Raw genomic sequence first — 20,040 nt, 5'->3', positions numbered from 1 at the left:
CCGGTCGTGGTCCGCGCCGCCGTCACGGGTGAGGACCCTGACCGCCACCAGGCGGTCAACGCTCGGGTCGTGTGCGCGCCAGACCTGACCGAACCTGCCCGCACCGACAGGCTCGATCAGCCGGTAGCGGCCGTCCAACACGGTCCCTGACTGCACGGCTCCCCCTTCACGGTGCGCACCGCGACGCACGGCGTACCGAATGCGTACCCGTAACGCTTCGCCCGGACAACCACCGCTGACAGCATGATTCCCCCTCTCGTGGTTCGGTCGGAGGGGCGAGCATGCATCCGCCGGATTCGGAACCATGGCAGACCGAACGGACCGTCACGGAACAACGACCGTGGCGGAAACGCCGTGGCACTGGGGGGTTCGAATCGCGCGAACACGTGGACGAGTCAGGGCGCTTCCGACTCTGTGGAGGCGCCCCACACTCGGCATCAAGAACCGTGGATCAGTTTCTGACATCGGGCAGCTGTTTGTCGGAGTCGACGTTGACGGAGGTGACGTCGTCGGACGACTGCTCCACAGCGATGGCGCTGCCGGGATCCACACTTCCTTGATCTCGTGGGCGACCGTCGAGATCGGCGCCGTTTGACCGTCGCTGTCGTCGTTCGGTGTGTCGTCGCAGGTCGGAAGCGTGGCGGCACCCGCCCGGTCGTCGCGGTCGGCCAGTCCCTTGCCGGAGCACTCTGTGCATCGTGAAGTTGCTGGTCACGGGCTGGTATGGGCGTCGGACCGAAGCCAGCAGGTGACCTCGACGGCCAGAACCAGCCAACCGTCGGCAGCCCGCGGTAGCGGCACCTCCGCCAGAGCCCGCCGCAGCCGGCCCGCATCAATGCAGCCACGGGCCATCGTGGCGTAGAGCCCACCATGGCCGCGGCGGTGTTCACCCACCAGCGACAGCTCGGCCAGAGACCTCACCGGCCCGTCGCCGCACAGAACGGCATCAGCCGGCTCGAACAGCGCGTCCGAACAGGCGGTCAGGCAGGAGCAGAACCCGCCCCGGAAGCACGACAGCTGTGCCGACGCCGGGTGCCGGGAAGGGGCCCTGCCGGTTCGCGGTAGGGCCCCTTCGTGTTTCGCGCGTCAGCGCCGACGCGGACCCGCGACGGGGCGTCACGCACCCGACGCTACGGTGGCGTCGCCAGCAACGGCGGTGGCTTGCGGTCGGCGACGGCCTCGCGGAGGCGGCGTTGTGCCGCGGCCGGCGCGCCCGCGGTCAGGAGCGCCTCCCTCAAAGCGCCCGCGACCGGCGGCACATCGAGGACCCGGGGCCGGGCCAGCGGAGCTTGCGTGGCCAGGCAGCCGCTGATGTGGTCGCGGAGCAGGAACTGGTCGTTCTGCAGGGTGCCGCCGCCGAGTACCACCGGTGTCGGGGTGCGCAGGAGGCGGAGGCGGCGGAGCAGAGCGGTGACCATGGCGACGATTTCGTCGCCGAGGCGTTCCACGATGCCCCGGGCCACGGTGTCGCCGCCGGCAGCCGTCGCGAAGACCAGCGGTGCCAGACCGTGCAGCGCGGTCATCGGCAGGTCGCCACTGCCGACGGCCAGCGCGACGGACTCCACGCTGCGCAGGCCGAAGTGGCCAGGCAGCTCCTGCCGCAGCCGGGTCGCCGGACCCCGTCCGTCACCCGCGCGGACGGCTGCTCCCAGGCCGGCCCTGGCCACGGCGAGCCCGCCGCCCCAGTCCCCGGTGATGTCCCCGAGGGAGAGAAAACGGGCGGAGCGGCCGCCTGGATGGATCGCCGCCGCGTTGATGCCGGCGCCGGAGACGACCGCCACCCCCCAGCCGTCGGGTGCGCCGGCCTGGAGGACGGCGAGCGTGTCGTTGCGTACGAGGATCCGGTCGGCCACGTCCAGTCGGGTCAACTGCCCCAGCGCCAGGCGTTCGTCGGCGCGCCGGTCCACGTTGGCGAGGAAGTACGAGCCGACCGAGACCGGGGTCGTGTCGGGCAGGCCGGCCGCTGTCAGCGCGTGTCGGCCCAGGCGGGCGAGTCGTTCGGTGGTGATCTCCATTCCCTCGGTGTGCGGACGGGTGCCTGCGCCGCGTACCCAGGACAGCAACCGTCCTTCGGTGTCCGCGAGGACGAGGTCGGTCTTGGAGCTCCCTCCGTCGACGCCCACCACGAGGTCAGGCATCAGCGGCCTCGTTCGCGAAGTACCGGGGCAGATGGGGGCGGTTGGCCTCCAGCAGCGCGTTCAGCAGTGCGTCTGCCCGGGCCCATTCGCGGACGAGCGGGTTGGCCATGAGGGCGCGCCGGGCCACCGTACGGTCCCCCGTCAGGGCTGCCTCGACGGTGAGTGTCTCGTAGGCGGTGACTGCCTGGACGAGTCCGAGCATCTCTGGTGGCAGGGGCGGTACGGGGACGGGGTGGGGACCGGACGCGTCGACCTGTGCCGGGATCTCGACCACCGCCTCGTCCGGCAGGCCGGCGAGGACTCCGTTGTTGCGTACGTTCACGTAGTGGTGGGCGCCGTCACCGGTGAGCAGGCTGGTGACCAGTGCCGCCGCGGCCTCGCTGTAGTGGGCGCCGCCACGCTGCTGAAGCAGTTCGGGTTGCCGGTCCAGCCCGGGATCGGCATAGAGGGTGAGCAACTCCTTTTCGATGGCGATGACTTGGTCGGCACGGTGTGCTCCGGCCTGCTGGGCCCTCACCTCGTCGTCCGTGCAGTAGAAGTAGTGCAGGTAGTAGGAGGGGATGGCGCCCAGGTCGCGCAACGCCCCGGCGGGGACGCGGACTTGGGCCGCGAGGTCGTCGAGCGCGTCGCCGGTCAGGAGTTCCGGCAGGCGCTCCACTCCGTCGACGGTGACCGAGCGGATCCAGGACAGGTGGTTGAGGCCGGCGTGGCCGAGGCGTACACGGTCGGGGTCGGTGCCGAACCGGGCGGCCAGTTGCCGCTGGAACTTGATCGCCACGTTGCACAGGCCGATCGCGCGATGGCCCGCGTTCAGCAGTGCGCGGGTGACGATGCCGACGGGGTTGGTGAAGTCGACGATCCAGGCTCCGGGTTCGGCCCGGCGGCGTACCTCGGCAGCGATGTCGAGGACCACCGGAACCGTACGCAGGGCCTTGGCGAAGCCGCCGGGGCCGGTGGTCTCCTGACCCAGCAGACCGAACCGGTTCGGCAGGGTCTCGTCGACCAGCCGGGCCGCCTGCCCTCCCACCCGCAACTGGACGAGCACGGCGGCGGCTCCGTCCACCGCGGCGGCAAGGTCCGTGGTGGTGGTCAGGCGGCCGGGGAAGCCGTGCCGGGCGAGGATACGGCGGGACAGGGCGCCGATCACGGCGAGGCGTCCGGCGTCGATGTCGTGCAGGACGAGTTCGTCGACCGGCAGCACCTGGGCGCGGCGGGCGAAGCCCTCGATCAGTTCGGGTGTGTAGGTGCTGCCACCGCCGACAACGGTGATTTTCACGAGAGTGCTCCTTGACCAACTGTGGTTGCGGCGACGGCTGTCAGCCCTTGACGCCGGTCAGTGCGATGCCCTCGACGAAGACCTTCTGGGCCAGGAAGAACAGCACCAGGACGGGCAGCAGGAACATCAGCGAGGCCGCCATCTGAAGTTGGTACGCGTTCTGGTGGCCGTTCTTGGCGAGCTGGCTGAGGGCCACCGCGAGGGTCTGGCCGGTGTCGCTGTTCCCCGTGTAGAGCAGGGGGTTGTAGAAGTCGTTCCACGCGTAGAGGAACGCGAACAGACCCACGGCGGCGATCGCCGGCTTGGCCATGGGGATCAACACCCTCCACAGGATGCGCAGTTCGCCCGCGCCGTCGACCCGGGCCGCCTCGGTGAACTCGTCGGGGATGGTGAGGAAGAACTGGCGCAGCAGGAAGATGCTGAACGCGTCGCCGAAGAAGGACGGGACGATCAGCGGTTTCAGCGTGCCCACCCAGCCGATGTGCGCGTACATGACGTACAGGGGCAGGCTGGTGACCTGGGCCGGGATCATCATCGCGGCGAGGACGACCAGGAAGACACCCTCCCTGCCGCACCAGCGCAGCCGGGCCAGCGCGTAGGCGACCGGTACCGAGGAGATGACGACGCCGATCGTGGACAGGCCGGCGTAGAGCATGGTGTTGAGGAGGTCGCGGCCGAACGGCATGGCCTTGAAGACCTCGTGGAAGTTGCCGAACTCCCAGGGCGAGGGCCACAACGAGCCGGTGCCCGCCTGGTGTTGGGTCATGAACGCGGTGAGTACGCCGATGGTGAGCGGCAGGAGGAAGCAGAGTGCGACCGCCACGGCCGGTGCGTGCTCGGCCAGCAGGTACAACAGGCGTCGCCCGGTGCGGGGGTGACGCCTCGTCAGTTCGAGGGTGCTCATCGGCCGCCTCCCGCGTGGTGCACGAAGCGGCGCGAGACGCGGATGAACACCACGGTCGCCGCGAAGATGACGAGGAACAGCAGCCAGGCCATGGCCGAGGCGTAGCCGGTCTTGAAGTAGGAGAAGCCCTGGCGGTACAGCTCGGTGGAGTAGAACAGCAGCGAGTTGGCGGGGTAGCCGATGAGGTCGTTGCTGGAGGAGGTGGCGTTGGCCGAACTGGAGGCCACGAACGCCTCGGTGAAGTACTGGAAGGTGTAGATCATCCCGGTGAGCAGGGCGAAGAAGATGACCGGGGAGATCGCCGGGAGGGTGATGCTGCGGAACTTCTGCAGGGGGCCGGCGCCGTCGAGTTCGGCGGCCTCGTACAGCTCGCGGGGCACGTCGAGCATGGCCGCGGAGAAGATCACCATCACGTTGCCGCTGGCCCACAGCGCCATGAGGACGAGGCTGGGCTTGGACCAGGCGGGGTCGGAGAACCAGCCGGGGCCGTCGACGCCCACCCAGCCGAGCAGCCGGTTGAGCGGTCCGACCGGGTTGAGCAGCACGATGAACGAGAGGGCCGAGGCCACCACGGGCACCATCGACGGTAGGAAGAACAGGGTGCGGTAGACGGCCCGGCCGCGCTTGACGCGGATGATCACCCAGGCGGTGAGCATGGCCCAGCCGGTGCGCAGCGGCACCATGACGACGACCATCCACAGCGTGTTGCGCACCGCCACCCAGAAGGTGTCGGACTGGGTGAACAGGGCGCGGTAGTTGCGCAGTCCGACGAACTGGACGGGCCGGTAGGAGCCGGCCTGGAAGTCGGTGAGCGAGTAGTAGAGCGTGGCCGCCACCGGGTAGAGCACGAAGACGGCGAACCCGATGACGAACGGGGACAGGAAGGCGAGGACGACCCACCAGCGGGCCCGGCTCGGGCTGCGCCGCCCACCCCGGGCAGGGCGCGTGCGCGCCGTGCCCGGGGCCTCGCCGACGGGGGCGAGGACGGTCGTCATCTCTACTGCCCGCTTTCGGAGTTGAGGCTGTCGATCTTCTTGCCGACCGTGGCCAGTCCGCTCGCGGCGTCCTTCGTCTTGCCCTGCTCGTAGTCGAGCAGGAACGCACGCCAGGTGTCCATGTCCTCGACGCCGGCCGGAGTGACCGCCTTGTAGGAGGAGTGCGTGTTCTCGAATATGTCGACGAACGGCTTCCAGTGCGGGTCGTCGCGCTTGTCCCAGGCCTTGAGCGCGGCGAACGTGGTGGGGATGTTGTAGACCGTGTCGGCGAGGGTGTTCAGGAACGTGGTGTCGGTGGTGAGTTGCTGAAGTGCGAAGAACGCCTCCTGCTTGTGCTTCGAGCCTGCCGACAGATAGGCGACGGTGCCGAGGGTGCTGCCCGCGCCGTAGGTGCCGGACGATCCGTCGAGGACGGGCATCGGTACGACGCCGTAGTCGAAGTTCTTCTTCTCCGTGGCGATCTCACCGACGTGCCACTCGCCGTCGTACTCCATGGCCGCGGCGCCGGAGAGCAGCGGGTTGCCCGCGTCGTCGGCGTGCGGCTGGTAACGGCCCACGAACTTCTGCACGTTCGCCGTGCCGTAGTAGTCGATCAGGTCCTGGTCCCACGCCAGCAGTTGCCGCCACTTGGGGTCGGCGGCGAACGTCGTCCTGCCGTCCTTGCCGTAGAACTCGGTGCCGCTGTGCGCACCGACGAAGAGGTACCGGTTGACGTCGTAGTCGGAACGGGGGACGAAGCCGTAGGTCTTGATCGAGCCGTCCGCGTTCTTGACGGTCAACTTCTTGGCGTCGGCGGTGAGTTCGGCGAGGGTCGTGGGCGCCTTGGTGATGCCCGCCGCGGCGAACATCTTCTTGTTGTAGTAGAGGGCGAAGGCGTCGGTCAGCAGCGGCAGTGCGCACTGCTTGCTCTGGTAGCGGGTGTAGACGAGGGTCGCGGGCGGGAAGGTCCTGGCGGTGTCGATCTTCGCCGAGGACAGGTACGGGCTCAGGTCGGCGACCGTGCCGTTGTAGCAGAACTTCGCCACGTTGTCGGGTGTGGAGCTGATGAACACGTCCGGCGGATCGCCCGCGGCGACGGCCTTGGCGTAGGCGGCGTCGTCCTTGTTGGGCACGAACTTCACGGTCAACCACGGGTACTTGGCGTGCAGTCGGCTGAGCGTGGCCTTGAACGCGGCCACTTCGTTGGGGAGGTGGTTGAACGTCCACACCGTGACGGTGGTGGCCTTGTGCGAGGCGCCCGGCGATATCGCCGAGTCGGGTTGTGACGAGGTGGATCCGGTCGAAGTACAGCCGGCCAGCAGCAGTACGCCGGCGGCCGTGACGGCCGTAGCCCCGGTGATAGCTTTGAACACTGATCGTCCTTCCTCGGAGATGGCATTCCCTGGGTGACGGATCGGTCGGTCGATCGGGCACGGCAATGCCCGGTGACGTGTGCGGCGGCGCTGTCCGGCAAGACGGCGTCGCCGCGGTGTTTCACACTGCGGTCAGGACAGAGACGACGGTGACCCTGTCTGCGGGACGGGAGTGGTGGCGGCGGCGAAGGCGGCCTCGCGGGCCAGCTCCGCCGACATGGTGGTCGCTCCGGTGAGCACGGCTTCCTGGCCGAGACCCGACGCGACGACAGGTGGCCGGAACGTACTGAAGTCGGCCAGGTGACGGGCGACCGGTTCGAGCAGCAGGTCGCCGTTGGCGCCGATGGCGCCGCCCAGCACGATGAGTGCCGGGTCGATGAGGGGTACCACGCAAGCCACCACGTACGCGACGCTGCGGGCCGTGTCGTCCACGATCTCCAGCGCGCCCGGATCCCCGGTGCGCGCGAGTTCGAAGACGGTGCGCGGGCTGCCGTCGCCCGGCAGTCCGAGGCGCTGCGCCCGGTCGCTGATGTAGCGGGCGCCCAGATGTTCCTGCACGAGGTCACGGCGCTGTCCGACCGGGGCGACCATGCGGTCGCTGGGCAGGTAACCGGCCTCTCCTGCGACGCCGGTGGCGCCGCGCCTGACCCGGCCGTCGACGACCAGGCCGAGGCCGAGGCCGACTCCGAGGCTGACCAGGACGAAGTCGTCGGTGTCGGTGCCCAGGCCGTGGGTGCGCTCGGCCAGCGCCGCGAGGTTCACGTCGTTCTCCAGGACCAACGGCACCGGGATCGCCCGGCCGAGTGCGGCGCCGAGCCCCCGCCCCGCGTCGGGAAGTCCGGCGGCGTACGACAGATGCCGTCCGTCGGGGCCGACGGCGGCCGGCAGTCCCGCCACGACCTGGGTGATGCCGGCCAGCGGCCGGCCCACCTGCCCGGCCAGGTCCACGCACATGTCCAGGATCTGAGCGACGAGCGCGTCGGCGCCGCGATGCCCCTGCTGCTCGGACTCGGCGCGTCCACGCACGCGGCCGGTGACGTCCGCGACCGCCGCACGGATCTTGCGGTGACCGACGTCCACGCCGATCGCGAAGGCGCAGTCGGCGTTGACCCGGTACTGGGCAGGTGCCGGGCCCTTGCGGCCGATCGCCGGGCCGACCTCGGTGATGACTCCGCGATCCAGCAGCAGCGCGACCGCGGCGGCGACGGTGGGCCGGGAGAGGGTGATCCGCCCGGCCAGGTCGGTGGTCGTGACCGGGCCCGCCTCGTCGATCGCCTCCAGCACGGCACGGCCGTTGAGCGAGCGCAGCAACCGCTGCGGGCCTGCTGGATAACGGCGGGTCACGGGAGCCTCGTCTCGGCATTCGAGCCTGTAAGAAAGAAAGTTGCTTATTTATACGCGGACGCATGGCCGGAATCAACCCTTCGACCACACCGCACCACCCAGCCCTGCGCGAGCCTCCGTTACCGGGGGGGGTGAATCCCCTGGCGATCCGGCTCACCCGAACGGCGGCCTCGCCGTCGCCACCGACCTCGGCGTCGTCTACCACGCGGCCACCCACGGCCGTGGCATCCGCACGATCACCCCCGCGTCGTGTACGGCACCACGGTCAGGTCGAGTGTGAAGACGACTCGCGGCGCTCCCGCCACGTCGGGCGCCTTCGCGGTTGCCGTGATCCTGGCGGTACCGCCCCGGGTGCCCGCGCACCGCAGCGAAGCCCGGGCCGTGCCCTCGGCGCTCGCTTTCCACCCGGACACCACGGCGAAGGCCGGTACGGAACTCCGCACCCCCCGCCACCTCTTGTCGTCGACACGGGGTTCAAGGACGAGGGACACCACGGTCCCCGGCCGCACACACAGCCGCCGAACGACCGTCTGACCAGGGCTCACCGTGACCTCGACCCGTCCGGACGCACAGTTCGCCGCGGAGGCGGAGGGCGTCGCGGAAGGCTCTGCGGACGCGCTTCGTCCGGTCGGATGCACGGACGAGGAGGACGACGGCGCCCCTCCCGCCGACGTGCCGCACGCCACCAGGACAGCGGCTCCGACGGCCGTCAACACCCCGGCACACCACCGCATCCCAGCACCTCCCTGCCTCTGCGCCCGCACACCCGCATGCCCCTTCGACGCGGACCGGGGCGTCCCGGTTCGCCTCCGGTTCCGGCTTCACCGCCGCGCACCGCGCCGACTGGGGACGTCGCTGCCCGGCCGCGCGGAGTACGTCACCTCGTCCGTGCCGTCCAGCTCAGCGCGGCGGCCCTGGCCAGGTGCAGGTGTACGCGCTCCTCAGGAAGCCCCGGCCCGCGCATGCGGACGTGGTGGAGATGCAGCAGGTCCGACAACAGGTCCTGCGGGAGCGGCGTTTCCGCGCCGTCAAGCGCGCTGCGGTAGGCGGCCAGCGCGGCACGGCGGGCGGTCCAACTCGCTGCGACGCGCGCATCCGGCGCAGGAGGACCGGGGGCCCGGGGTGTGAGGAGGGCTGTCGTCAGGGCGACGGTCTGGTCGTAGACCGTTCGGGGTGGAGCACTCCTGTCCGTCCGGGTGTGCCCGATCAGCCAGCGCATCGCCTTCTCATCGTCCCCCAGCAGACCGACGGCGATGTCCACCATGCTCGCGGCGGTCACCGCACGGACGTCGGGAGTGCCTCGACCGGCCTGCGCGGTGAGCTGGGCGAGGACGGCGACCGAGTCGGCGGCGAAGTACTCCTCGGCCGCTTCCGTCGCCGCTGGACCGCCGTGGCGCGCGGTCTGCGGATGGTAGGTCTCCAGGCTCGCGTGAGTGATCAGGCCCGCGTGCCGCAGTCGCCGGGTCCACTCGCCGACCTGCTCGACAGCGGTGCCGAGCGAACCGGACTCGCAGGTCAGCCGCAGACGGAGGTGGTCCTCGGGATCGCGGTGGCGGACGAACCACCAGGGAGGATCGCCCAACTCCCCCAGGAAAGAGGGCAGATGACGGGTCAGGACCGCATCCTGCCGGTCGCGGTGTCCGTGCAACCGGACGGAGAGCAGGTTGCCGCAGCCGGGGAGACAGCCGTGCTCCCGGCCGACGACGTGGCCCGTGCCACGGACCGGCGGGCGGGTCCGGTCCACCGCGACCAGGGGTATGACGATCTCGTGGGCGCGGCCGCCGGTCCAGCCCAGTTCCCCGGGCCTCGGTGCGGCACGGAGCAGCGCCTTGCCGTCGCGCTCCAGCTGGGTACGGAGCAGGACACGGTGCGAGGGCTCCGCCAGGTCCAGGTTCATGCGCCGGTCTCCGTCGCCCAGGTACACGTGCTCGGGCAGGCGAACATCGCGTCTCCATGCGGCCAGGGCCTCGTCCCACTGCCGCCACGGCGTCTGCGCGCCGGGGAGGTCGTCGTGGCCGAGTGTCCAGCGGGCCGGGGACAGTACGGTGCGCCCGTAGCGGAGTGCGGGGAGGAACGGCAGGCCGGACACGGCCGCTCCCCACGAGAACCCGGTGCACGGGACGGTCAGTGCCACCGGTGCCTCGATCAGGAACCGCGCGAGCGGATGGGTGTGCTCGGTCAGATCCACGGCGTTCAGCAGCATCGTGTGCACCGGGCGGCGGTGGGAGACCGAGAGCAGGTGCAGTTGCTCGGCATCGGCGGTCACCGCCAGGTCCGTCACGGGCAACTGGCCCGCGTCCGGGCCGTGGTGGTCGCCCAGAGGGATCACCCACTCCGCGATCCGCGGGGTGTGCGCGACGTTCGCCGAGCGGACGTACAGCGGAGTGGTCCCGATCTGCGCGATCAGCGCGTCCTGTTGTACGCCGGGCAGGCCGGCGTAGACGTTGGTCATCCGGCGGCGGTCGGCGGCGTCGAAGAGGTGGAGGAAGCGCCCGGTGGACGTTCCGGCGGCACGGGCCACCCCCACGACATGCAGTGTGAACTCCCCTTTCTCCAGGGCCGATTGACTCTCGGCGTGGATCCGCACGGTCACCTCGGTGCTGGGCTGCACGGGCCGGTCGGGATCCGCCACCTCCAGTTCGTCGATCGCGGCGTCGTCGAGTCGCACCTGGTGGCGGTGGCTCGTCGCGGCGGTGTAGGCGAGCTTCAGCAGCCGGCTGTCGCGGGTGGTCAGTATCGGGCCCGCCGGCTCGGCTGCGGATCCGAGGTAGCCGGAGGGGTAGCCGAGATGTTCGACGGCGTCCAGGACGGGTACCGCCGCTCCCGGGCCGTAGCGGTCGAGGAAGCGGTCGTGCCAGGCGACCCAGCCGGGACTCAGCGCGGCCCGTGGCGCCAGACGTGTGAGCACCGCGGCGGCCGACGCCGCCTCCTCGGCCACCGCGTCCGGGATCACCAGGTCCCAGTCCAACCGCAGGTCGAGGGCGAGCGCGGGTTTCGCGGCGGGACACAGTCGTGTCATCGCGGCCGTCACCCGTGCGCGTTCGGCGCGGGCGCCCTCGGGGGTGGCGGTCGCGTCGTCGTGCCGTGCCAGGGCTGCCGCGACCTCGTGCAGTCCGGTGACGTCAGCCGCGGGCAGGTGCTGTGCCTGACCGAGCAGGGTGGCGATCGGGTCGGAGGCCATGACCGCGGGACGCAGACTGGTGATCAGGAATCGCTGGCGCAGGAGGTTGGCGAGCAGATTCTCGATTCCGGTGGGCGAGGCGTCCGGGAAGCCGGCGGAAAGCCTTTCGGCGAGAACCGTCCACAGAACCGGTGTCCGCGCGCCGTCCATGGCCATGCGGACCGGCCCGGTCGCGCGTATCCCCACGTGCGCGGGGACACCGTCATCCGTGCTGCTGGAGCGGTAGTCGATCATCAGGCGTCCGTCGCGCTCGAACGCGAGGCCGGAGGCAAGCAGCGCCACATGCGTCCGGAGCGCGCGGTGTTCCTCCAACCGGTCGACCAGAGCCACGGTCCACACCGCGTCCGGCCGGGTGACCGTCCGGTGCCCGGTACCCGCTCGCAGCACGGGAGTTGGCCCTGTGCGAGCGGCCTGGACACCGGCGAACAGGCCGAACGGGGTGGCACGTGAGCGGGCACGCAGCAGATAGCGCGCCACCGAGAGCACCGCCCGCCGCACGGCTGGTTCCGGCACCGGCTCGCCGGCGCATATCTGCCGCACCCGTCTCGCCAGGTCCGGGCTGGAGAACTCGACGGCGGCGGCGAAGTCGGCCGTCTGCCACACCTGTTGAAGCCACGCCCGCCACGACTCCTGGTGCGCGGACGGGCCGGTCAGGTCCGGCCAGACCATCCGGTGGTCGGGACGCCGGACCGTCGCCCGGACCACGGCCGCGTCGACATGGCGGTACAAACGGTCCTCCAGCAGCACAGCGGTGTTGTCCGCCATCCTTCCGAACCGCCCGGCGGCGAGGGCGATTATGAGCCATGGTCATGTGGACGGCTGCTGCGCCACCCCACTGTGGTAGCGCGTTCATGAGCCACTGACCTGGCTGAATGTCGTCCCGCCCAAACGACGACGTATGGGCTGTTGATGCGCGCGCGGTGTGGCTAGCGTGAGGGCCTACACAGCAAGCAGCACATTCCCATCACCTTCACGAAGGGGAGAAAATCATGACTGCTGCATCTCCTGAGAAACTCGTCGATGAGGAATTCGGGGAGCTCGAAGAACTCCAGGTGATCGACTCCAGCGAGCTGAAGCTCGGCGCGGCGTACCACACGTACACCTACATCGCGGCGGAGAGCACCGAGGACATCCCCGGCTAGGACGCGCGGGAGCCAAGGCAACTCTCCGACGGACGGGCCCGGTGGGACGAGGAGGTGGGTCGTGCCGTCCAGCAAGTCGGCGGACCGTACCCGCACCGACGTCCTGTTGATCTTCCCGCCGCAGACCGAGGCCAGGTTCTTCCCGTATCTGAGCCTGCCCTACCTGACCGGCCACCTGCGCCGCCGGGGTCGGCGGGTGCACCAGGCCGACCTGAACATCGCCGTGCTCCACGAGCTGCTGCGCCGTCCCGCTCTGCTGGACGACGCGGTCCGTGCCCAGGGCACGGGCGACGACGGTACGGCCGTGAGCGACTGGTACCGCCGAGCGGTGGCCGACGTGTTCGCCGCGCACATCGGCGACCTGCGTGCCCACGTCCTGCGCAAGGAGCCGGCCGGCGAACTGGGCCCCGACCGCGCGGTCCGGCTCGCCGGCCTGGCCCTCGAACTCCTGGTCCGCGACACCCTCTTGGTGCGGACGTGGGAGAACCTCGGCCGGCTCGACGATGCCGTACGCCGGGCCGCGGCCCAGCCGCCGGCCGCGTCCGACGTACCGGTCGCATCGCTGCACCGCCTGGTGACCGGGCTGCTCCGCGGCCATCGCCCCCGGGTGGTCGGCCTGTCCGTGGCGTTCTTCAGCCAGCTCGCGCCCGCCCTGCTGATCGCCGCCTGGATCCGGCGGCTGGCACCGGACACCCTGATCTGTCTGGGCGGTCAGCAGGTGATGCTCCGCCACGACAGCCTCGCCCGGCTGCCCGGCGTCCTGGAAACGGTCGACGCCCTGTGCCCGACCGCGGGGGAAGAACCGCTCGAACGCTGGCTGGACGCGCTGGACGGGACGGTGCCGCTCACCGCCGTACCCGGCATGACCTGGCTGGCACGCTCCGGGGCCGAGCCGCGCATGGGGCCCCCGGTGACCCTGCGCTTCCGTGACCTCGGACCACCCGACTTCACCGGACTGCCGTTCCGCTCCTACCTCAACGACGCCCTGGAGCTGGCGATCGTCTCGTGCGTCGGCTGCTATTGGGGGCGGTGCGCGTTCTGCTCGTACGGCAACAGGGCGCTCCCGCAAGGGAGTTACCAGCAGGGCACCGCGTCTCAGATTGCCGACGCCGTGGAAGCGGCGGTCCGCGCCACGGGTACTCGGTACGTGTCGGTCGCGGACGAGAACACCAACCTGCGGTTGATCCAGAGAGCGATGCGCACGGTACGCGAACGCGGCATCCGGGTCCGGTTCGGTGTGCGCAGCCGACTTGAATCCGCCCTGACCGACCCGGAGTTCTGCTTCGAACTCGCCGCGGTCGGCTGCGCGATGATCTCGGTCGGCTACGAGGGCACCTCGCAGCGCCTGCTGGACCGCATGGACCGGGGTGTGCGCGCGGCCGACTACCAGCGGATCCTCGACAACCTCGACGCGGCGGGCATCACCGTCCGGTTCACCGTGATGGGCCAGGTCCTGGACGAGACGCCGGACGAGTTCGAGGCCTCCCTTCGCTTCCTCGTCGACAACGAGCGGCGGATCGGCATCGACGCGCTGGAGCTGATGGTCGCGGAGCCCGGCAGCAGACTCGTGGGCAGCCCGGAGGAGTACGGTCTCGCCCTCGACACCACGGACCGCCTCGCGGGCAACCCCGAGCTGAGCTACCTGGCCGGCCGGGTCGGCCACCCCTTGTCCGTCCGCGGCGGCCCGACACGCACCGAGGCACTGGATCGCCTGGTGCGGATCTTCCGCACCGTCAGACCGGGCCGTGCGAAAGCCTCGATGTCGTCGCACCCCGCCCCGACCGACCGTCGCGGACCCGCCGTCGCGGACCTGCGCCCGCACACGTGGGTACGCATCGTGCCCACGTCCGCCGACGACCGCGCGGCAGACCGCGTCACCCTCGCCGACCTCGTCCAGGAGCGGTTCTACGCACTCCCCCGCGCCGACATCGAACAGCGCCCCGACGGCCTGCTCACGGCCCGCACCGACCGCGGCGGCCGGCTGCTGGCCCGCCTGGCCGACGCGGCGGCGGGCACCGCCGACCCGGAACGTTCAGCAAGCCCGGCCCCCTCAGCCAGGAGCTCGTCATGACGCAACCGCCGCGCACCACACCCGGCGGCGCCCACGCAGCCGCCGTCGCCGAAGCCCCGCGCCGGATGGGCCTGGGGGTCCTGATGGACATGCCGTGGGGCGGCGGACGTCTCGGCAGACGCGGCATCGGATTCGTGGAGAGCGACGACGGCGGCGGAGACGTCACCGACCGGGTCCGCGCCTTCCTGCACCGCCACGGCGGCGACTTCGCGTACTCCGCCCTCGCCTTCCAGCCACGCTCACGCGCCCGCGTACAGCCGGCCGACTACACGCGCGCGTACGACCGCTTCTTCGAGGCGGTGCCCGCCGGGTCGGCCCGCGCCTTCCACCAGACCGAGCTGAACATGGGCACGCCCGAGCGCTACGACCGCCGCCCTGCCGCCGAGTTCACCAACGAACTGGCCGCCCGCTACGGCTTCTCCTGGGTCGTCGAGGACCTGGGCATCTGGAGCCTGCGCGGCATACCGATGCCCTATCCGCTCCCGCCGCCGCTGACCGAGCCGGGCCTGGAGATCGCCACCCGGAACGTGGCGGAGGCGGCCCGGCTGCTCGAACCGCCGCTGCACGTCGAGTTCCCCGGCTTCACGGAAGGCGGCTCCTTCGTCCTCGGCCACATGGACGCCTTCGAGTACTTCGCCCGGCTCGCGGAGGACGCCGAGGTGCGGGTGACGCTCGACGTCGGCCATCTGCTCAGCTACCAGTGGCTGCGAGGACGTACCGGAAAGAGCATGTACGACGGGATCGAGGCCCTGCCCCTGTCCCGTTGCCGCGAACTGCACCTGTCCGGCTGCCAGATAGTGGGCGGCAGGTTCCGCGACCTGCACCACGGCGTCCTGCTGGACGAGCAGTTGGAGCTCACCGAGTACCTGCTGCCGCGCTGCCCGAACCTCCTAGGGGTGTCCTACGAGGACCCGATGTACCGCGAGGACGGGCAGCTGGTCGAGAAGTCCCGGCGGAACTACGCACGGCTGCGGAACCTGGTCGCCGCCTGGCGGCGCGAGGAGGCCGAGTGACCACGCTGGAGCCGGGCGCGTCGCTGGACGGCGAGCAGCTGACCGACCTGTTCCTGCGGCTGCTGCTGGACGCGGACCTGCGGGCCCGGCTCGCCGACGATGGCGCCGAGGCCGTGGCGGCGGATGCCGGTGAGCTGGAGTGTCTGGCCTCCGTCGACCTGGCCGAACTGGACACCACCGCACGCCGGTTGCGCTCCCAGGTCTGGCGGCCCGGCAGCGGCGGCAGTCTCGCGACCACGTTCCCGCGCAGCCTGCGGGTGCTCCAGGGCACCGGCACCACGGAGTCCGACCTGCTCACCGGTTTCCTCGGCTCACCGCACTTCGCCCGGTTCCGGCTGATCCCTTACACCGCGCCCGGGCTGTCGGCGGAGGAGGCGTTCGCGTCCTACCTGCTGGAGGGCGTCGAGGAACGGGCGCTGCGCGACACCGTGACGCACGAGCTGATGATCGCCCTGTTCACCGCGCTGACGTGTGAGCAGCCGCTGTCGTTCGTGATCGAGGCGGAGGGGATCCTCCCCACGGAGCGGGGCCACGCGGCCGTGCGTACGTATGCGGTGTCGTCCGTGGCCACGTGGGGAGCCACCACCGGCGGGCGTCCCTCCGCGGAGGTCCAGGGCGCGGACGAAGCGCACTACGCGTACTTCACCACGTCCGCCGGGCTGGCTCACGGCGTGGTGTCCGGGCGGGTGGCGGAGGCCTTCGAGGCCGAAGCGTCGGACCGGCGCGAGACCGCGCGGCGGGCGCTGGCCCGCCGCGGACTGTGGTGACGGGGAGAGGATGCGCCTTGCACATCGTGTTGGTGGACATGCCGTGGTCGTCGCTCGACGCGCCGTCCCTCGCCCTCGGCATTCTCAAACGCCGCATCCTCGACGTCTTCCCCGACGGCGCGGCGGACGTCGAAGTGGTGCACGCCAACCTCGACTTCGCCGACTGGGTGTCCGCTCGCACGGAATACGGCTTCGAGGAGTACGAGTTCTGCTCGACCTCGTACTTCTCCGGACACAGCGAGTGGATCTTCTCAGGCGCGCTCAACAACCAACCCCGTTGGCGGGTGGCCGAGTTCACGGAACACTTCGGCGAGAAGATGCCGGAGCACATGCTGGCGAAGGCGCGGGAACTGCACGAACTCGCGCCGCTGTTCGTCCGGGAGACCGCCGCCAAGATCGCCGCGACGGCACCGGACGTGGTCGGCTTCACCACCACGTTCGCGCAGAACGCGGCGGCTCTGGCCGCGGCCCGCGTGGTCAAGGAACTGGCGCCCGGCACCACCACCGTCTTCGGCGGCGCGAACTGCGACGGCCCGCAGGGCGCCGCGCTGCACCGCAACTTCGAGTACGTCGACTTCGTGGTGCGCGGCGAGGGCGAGATCGCGTTCCCCCGACTGCTCGCCGCGCTCCGCGACGGTGACGCCGACGACCTGGCCGCCATCCCCGGCCTGTGCCGCCGCGATGTGCGGGGCCGGTCCGTGGCCCATCCCATGAACGCCGCGCCGCTGCCCCCGGGAGCACTGGTCACGCCCGACTACGGCGACTACTTCGAGCGGCACGCGCGGTCCACCGCGGGCGGCTGGGTGGAGCCACGGCTGGTGGTGGAGGCGTCGCGCGGTTGTTGGTGGGGCGAGAAGCACCACTGCACCTTCTGCGGTCTCAACGGCTCGTTCATGGAGTTCCGCAGCAAGGACCCGCGGCGGTTCGTGGAGGAGATCCTCGGCCTGGTCGAGCGCCACCGCGTGCTCGACGTCTGGGTCACCGACAACATCCTCGACATGGCCTACCTCAACTCCATGGCCCCGCTTCTCCAGGAGTCCGGGTACGACCTGCGGCTGTGCTACGAGATCAAGTCGAACCTGCGGCGCGAGCAGCTGGCGACGCTGTACGCGGCGGGGGTCAGCTATGTGCAGCCCGGCGTGGAGAGCCTCAGCAGCCGGGTGCTGAAGCTGATGGACAAGGGAGTGACCGGCTGCCAGAACGTACGGCTGCTGCGGGACGCGGAGACCGTCGGTGTCAACCTCAGCTGGAACTACCTCTACGGCTTCCCCGGGGAGACCGAGCAGGACTACGCCGAGATCGTCGACCAGCTGCCCGCGCTGCACCACCTCGGACCGCCGGCCAACTCCACCCGCCTGAAGGTCGAACGGTTCAGCCCCTACTTCGACCGGCCGGAACTGGGCTTCGGCGACCTTCGCCCGGCCTCGCACTACCACCACATCTACGACCTGCCGCAGGACGAACTCGCCGACCTGGTGTACATCTTCGACTCACCGAACCAGGGCATCGCCGGCGCCTGTCTGGACCGGCTGCGCACGGCCGTCGCCGACTGGACACGGGCGTACCCGCGCAGCCGCCTGACCCACTGCGACCTCGGCACGCACATCGTCCTGGTCGACACCCGGCCGGGCTTCTCCTGGCGGCTTCTCGACCTCACCGACCCGTTCGAGGTGACGGTGTTCCGGCTGCTCGACACGCCGCACAGCCTGCCGGCCCTGCTGCGCAAGGCCGCTGCCCGGTGCGCGGACATGCGGGAGTCGCCCGGAGAGGTGACGCAGGAGCGCGTCAGCGACCTGCTGGCCCACTGGCTCCGCCTCGGCCTCGTCTTCGCCGAGGGCGGCCAGTACGTGCACGTCGCGCCCGCCGTGGCCAACCAGGACCTGCTGCGCCTCGACGGCGCCGGACTGCACGCGGACGACACGTCGCTGGTCCCCGCCCTGGCAATCGCAGCCGCAGCCGCCGCGGGAGGCACCCGATGACCACGGAACTGACGCTGTGGAAGGACCGCGACCCAGCGGCCATGCGCCTGCCGGGCATCTACCACGGCGCCCTCGACGGGCCGCCCGACAACCCGGTGCACGCCGTCGGACAACTCGCCTCCGAGGGCGTCCAGTTCGTCCGGGTTCCCGAACCCGTGGACCTCACCGATCCGGACGGCGCGTCCGCGGTCGCCGTCCTCCTCCTCGTCCGGGAACTCACCAGCCACGGCATCGCGGTGGACTGGACACTGCGTATGGCCGACCCGGCCCAGTGGCAGGCGCTGAGCCATCTGCACCCTCCGGCAGCCGTCCTCCGCGGCTCCACGGGAGAGGAGATCGACGCAGGCGTGGTCACCGCGTGGCGCGGCTCGTTCCACATCGCGAAGTGCGGTTACCGCCGTGGTCCCGGTTTCCTGGAGATCCGCGACCATCGCTGGGGCTCCTTCCGACGCCTGGTCGTCAACGCCCCCCGCAGCACGGCTTTCCAGAGGCTGCTGGACGGCGTGCCGGCGGTGGCGTCGGCGTCGACGGAGCGGGTTCTGGAGCGTCACCTGCGCGAGAACCTGGTCCATCGCGCCGGGCGTTACGTGTGGTGGACGCCGTACCGGCTACGACGCTGGCCGCTCAGCACGACGATCCCGTAGGAACCTCTCGACCCACTGTTCCGTCAGCTCGTCGGCCTGACGCCTGATACCGGGAGCCGGCAGCGACGCGGACGCGCCGACGCCGAGGAAGTCCAGACAGCCGCGCAGTCCTGCTTCATAGTCGGCGACCAGGTCCTCGTAGACGACGGTGTGCGGGAGGACCCCGTGCCGGCCGAAGTAGTCCTCCCAGGCCGCCGCGTCGCGGTCGAGCATCCGCAGATGCCGGCGGATCCCCTCATAGCCGTACCGGGGAGCGGCGCGCGTGCGCCCCTCCGGCAGAAAGGTCCCGTCCAGGATCCAGACACCGGTCTGCTCGGCCATCGTGTACGACACGGCCTGCCGTAACCGGTCCCTGCGTTGGATCCAGATGTAGCGGGGTGCCTGGAGGATGTCGTACGGGTCGGCCTCCAGGCTCCCGAGGTGCCCCGCGTGGATCCGCAGCCCGAAGACGCCGTTGGGGCTGGTCCTGCATGTCATCAACCGCCGCACATAGCCCGCCGCCAACTCCTGCGGATCGTCGGAGTCGAATCCCCACCGCTCGAAGAAGTCCAGCACGAAGGCGTCGGCGAAGTAGTCCTCGGCGAAGCCGGCCAGCCCGGTGTGCCACAGGGCACGGGCGAGCATGTTGCTGCCGCACCGAGGCGTCGACGCGAGCACATAGCGGACGGGCGGCAGACCGGGGAAGTGAGGGAAGTCGAACTCCGGGCCGTTGGTCCGATAGCGCAGCGTCATGAGAACACCTTCGCGCCAGGCACCGGTCGTTGTCATCGGCTCCGCGGCGGGATCCGGCCCGGCCGGGTCGCGAGCTTGCGCCTCCGGCCAGCGACGTCAGCGACGGCCATCCCTGCCGGTACGTGCTCGTGCGAATCGACCGGCCGGCCGGTGGCATCGGAGAGCGCACCTGTGTCACCGCGCCTCATGGGCCTCGGATGTGACGCGCCGTCCGCGCTCAGGAGGAGCTCAGAACACTCGGCGTCGTAGGCCGATCCGGCTCTCGGCAGTCCAACGGGTCCGGCCCCTCAACACCAGGCTGAGGGGCCGTAATTGGTAGCGGGAGTCGGATTTGAACCAACGACCTCTGGGTTATGAGCCCAGCGAGCTACCGAGCTGCTCCACCCCGCGTCGCTGTGCTTACCGTACGCCATCCGGCCGTATCCGACAGGGAATTACGAGCGAGCGGAGATACAGAGCGCGGCGAGCGGGACCCATCCGGTCGCCACCGGTCTCGTGCCTC

At 70.6% G+C, this 20,040-nt stretch carries 15 protein-coding genes, 1 tRNA gene and 1 pseudogene; 6 read left to right on the top strand and 11 right to left on the bottom strand.

Features of this window, described 5'->3' with window-relative positions; genetic code table 11:
* Window positions 1–714: 714 nt before the first annotated feature.
* The 9 genes and pseudogenes from OG226_RS49895 to OG226_RS49855 all read right to left on the bottom strand — a co-directional run.
* Window positions 715–1,017: pseudogene (locus tag OG226_RS49895) on the bottom strand (transposase); the annotation flags it as partial.
* A gap of 113 nt (window positions 1,018–1,130) precedes the next feature.
* Window positions 1,131–2,138, bottom strand: coding sequence for an N-acetylglucosamine kinase (locus tag OG226_RS49890; RefSeq protein ID WP_329353003.1), 1,008 nt, complete (start codon window positions 2,136–2,138; stop codon window positions 1,131–1,133).
* The gene (locus OG226_RS49885) at window positions 2,131–3,414 is read right to left on the bottom strand and encodes a family 4 glycosyl hydrolase (protein ID WP_329353002.1); all 1,284 of its coding nucleotides are present in this window, start codon (window positions 3,412–3,414) and stop codon (window positions 2,131–2,133) included. Before OG226_RS49885 ends, OG226_RS49890 begins: the two co-directional genes overlap by 8 nt.
* Before the next feature lie 40 nt (window positions 3,415–3,454).
* Window positions 3,455–4,318 (bottom strand): carbohydrate ABC transporter permease, encoded by an 864-nt coding sequence (locus OG226_RS49880; protein ID WP_329353001.1) that lies wholly within the window; start codon window positions 4,316–4,318, stop codon window positions 3,455–3,457.
* The gene (locus OG226_RS49875) at window positions 4,315–5,313 is read right to left on the bottom strand and encodes a carbohydrate ABC transporter permease (RefSeq protein ID WP_328686175.1); all 999 of its coding nucleotides are present in this window, start codon (window positions 5,311–5,313) and stop codon (window positions 4,315–4,317) included. Before OG226_RS49875 ends, OG226_RS49880 begins: the two co-directional genes overlap by 4 nt.
* 2 nt (window positions 5,314–5,315) lie before the next feature.
* The gene (locus tag OG226_RS49870; protein WP_328686174.1) at window positions 5,316–6,665 is read right to left on the bottom strand and encodes an ABC transporter substrate-binding protein; all 1,350 of its coding nucleotides are present in this window, start codon (window positions 6,663–6,665) and stop codon (window positions 5,316–5,318) included.
* A gap of 132 nt (window positions 6,666–6,797) precedes the next feature.
* On the bottom strand, window positions 6,798–8,009 hold the full coding sequence (locus OG226_RS49865) for an ROK family transcriptional regulator (RefSeq protein ID WP_328686173.1): 1,212 nt from the start codon (window positions 8,007–8,009) through the stop codon (window positions 6,798–6,800).
* Window positions 8,010–8,245: 236 nt separating this feature from the next.
* A complete protein-coding gene (locus OG226_RS49860) occupies window positions 8,246–8,452 on the bottom strand; it encodes an acetyl-CoA synthetase (protein WP_328686172.1) in 207 nt (68 codons plus the stop codon).
* Between the two features lie 434 nt (window positions 8,453–8,886).
* On the bottom strand, window positions 8,887–11,955 hold the full coding sequence (locus OG226_RS49855; protein ID WP_329353000.1) for a lantibiotic dehydratase: 3,069 nt from the start codon (window positions 11,953–11,955) through the stop codon (window positions 8,887–8,889).
* A gap of 224 nt (window positions 11,956–12,179) precedes the next feature.
* Between OG226_RS49855 and OG226_RS49850 the strand changes: the two genes are divergently transcribed.
* The 6 genes from OG226_RS49850 (at window position 12,180) to OG226_RS49825 (ending at window position 18,806) form a co-directional block, all read left to right on the top strand.
* Window positions 12,180–12,332: a hypothetical protein gene (locus OG226_RS49850; protein WP_328686170.1), complete on the top strand. Its 153-nt coding sequence runs from the start codon at window positions 12,180–12,182 to the stop codon at window positions 12,330–12,332.
* Window positions 12,333–12,393: 61 nt separating this feature from the next.
* Window positions 12,394–14,403, top strand: a complete 2,010-nt coding sequence (locus OG226_RS49845; RefSeq protein WP_329352999.1) for a B12-binding domain-containing radical SAM protein — start codon at window positions 12,394–12,396, stop codon at window positions 14,401–14,403.
* Entirely contained in the window at window positions 14,400–15,416 is a 1,017-nt protein-coding gene (locus tag OG226_RS49840) for a multinuclear nonheme iron-dependent oxidase (RefSeq protein ID WP_329352998.1), read from the top strand. Before OG226_RS49845 ends, OG226_RS49840 begins: the two co-directional genes overlap by 4 nt.
* Window positions 15,413–16,183 carry a hypothetical protein gene (locus OG226_RS49835; RefSeq protein WP_329352997.1) on the top strand — a complete coding sequence of 257 codons (771 nt, stop codon included), beginning with the start codon at window positions 15,413–15,415 and terminating at the stop codon, window positions 16,181–16,183. The genes OG226_RS49840 and OG226_RS49835 overlap by 4 nt, the downstream gene beginning before the upstream one ends.
* Window positions 16,184–16,209: 26 nt before the next feature.
* Entirely contained in the window at window positions 16,210–18,162 is a 1,953-nt protein-coding gene (locus tag OG226_RS49830) for a RiPP maturation radical SAM C-methyltransferase (protein ID WP_329353735.1), read from the top strand.
* Window positions 18,159–18,806 (top strand): DUF5825 family protein, encoded by a 648-nt coding sequence (locus OG226_RS49825; RefSeq protein ID WP_329352996.1) that lies wholly within the window; start codon window positions 18,159–18,161, stop codon window positions 18,804–18,806. The genes OG226_RS49830 and OG226_RS49825 overlap by 4 nt, the downstream gene beginning before the upstream one ends.
* Here OG226_RS49825 and OG226_RS49820 read toward each other — a convergent pair.
* Both OG226_RS49820 and OG226_RS49815 read right to left on the bottom strand, forming a co-directional pair.
* Window positions 18,771–19,538 carry a Stf0 family sulfotransferase gene (locus OG226_RS49820; RefSeq protein WP_329352995.1) on the bottom strand — a complete coding sequence of 256 codons (768 nt, stop codon included), beginning with the start codon at window positions 19,536–19,538 and terminating at the stop codon, window positions 18,771–18,773. The genes OG226_RS49825 and OG226_RS49820 overlap by 36 nt on opposite strands.
* A 313-nt stretch (window positions 19,539–19,851) precedes the next feature.
* Window positions 19,852–19,928, bottom strand: a tRNA-Met gene (locus OG226_RS49815).
* Window positions 19,929–20,040: the final 112 nt, after the last annotated feature.

Origin of the sequence: Streptomyces sp. NBC_01261, from assembly GCF_036226385.1 — a bacterium.
Taxonomy (GTDB): Bacteria; Actinomycetota; Actinomycetes; order Streptomycetales; family Streptomycetaceae; genus Streptomyces.
The sequence above is the reverse complement of the archived record's forward strand: the minus strand, read 5'-3'. Positions and strand labels throughout refer to the sequence as shown.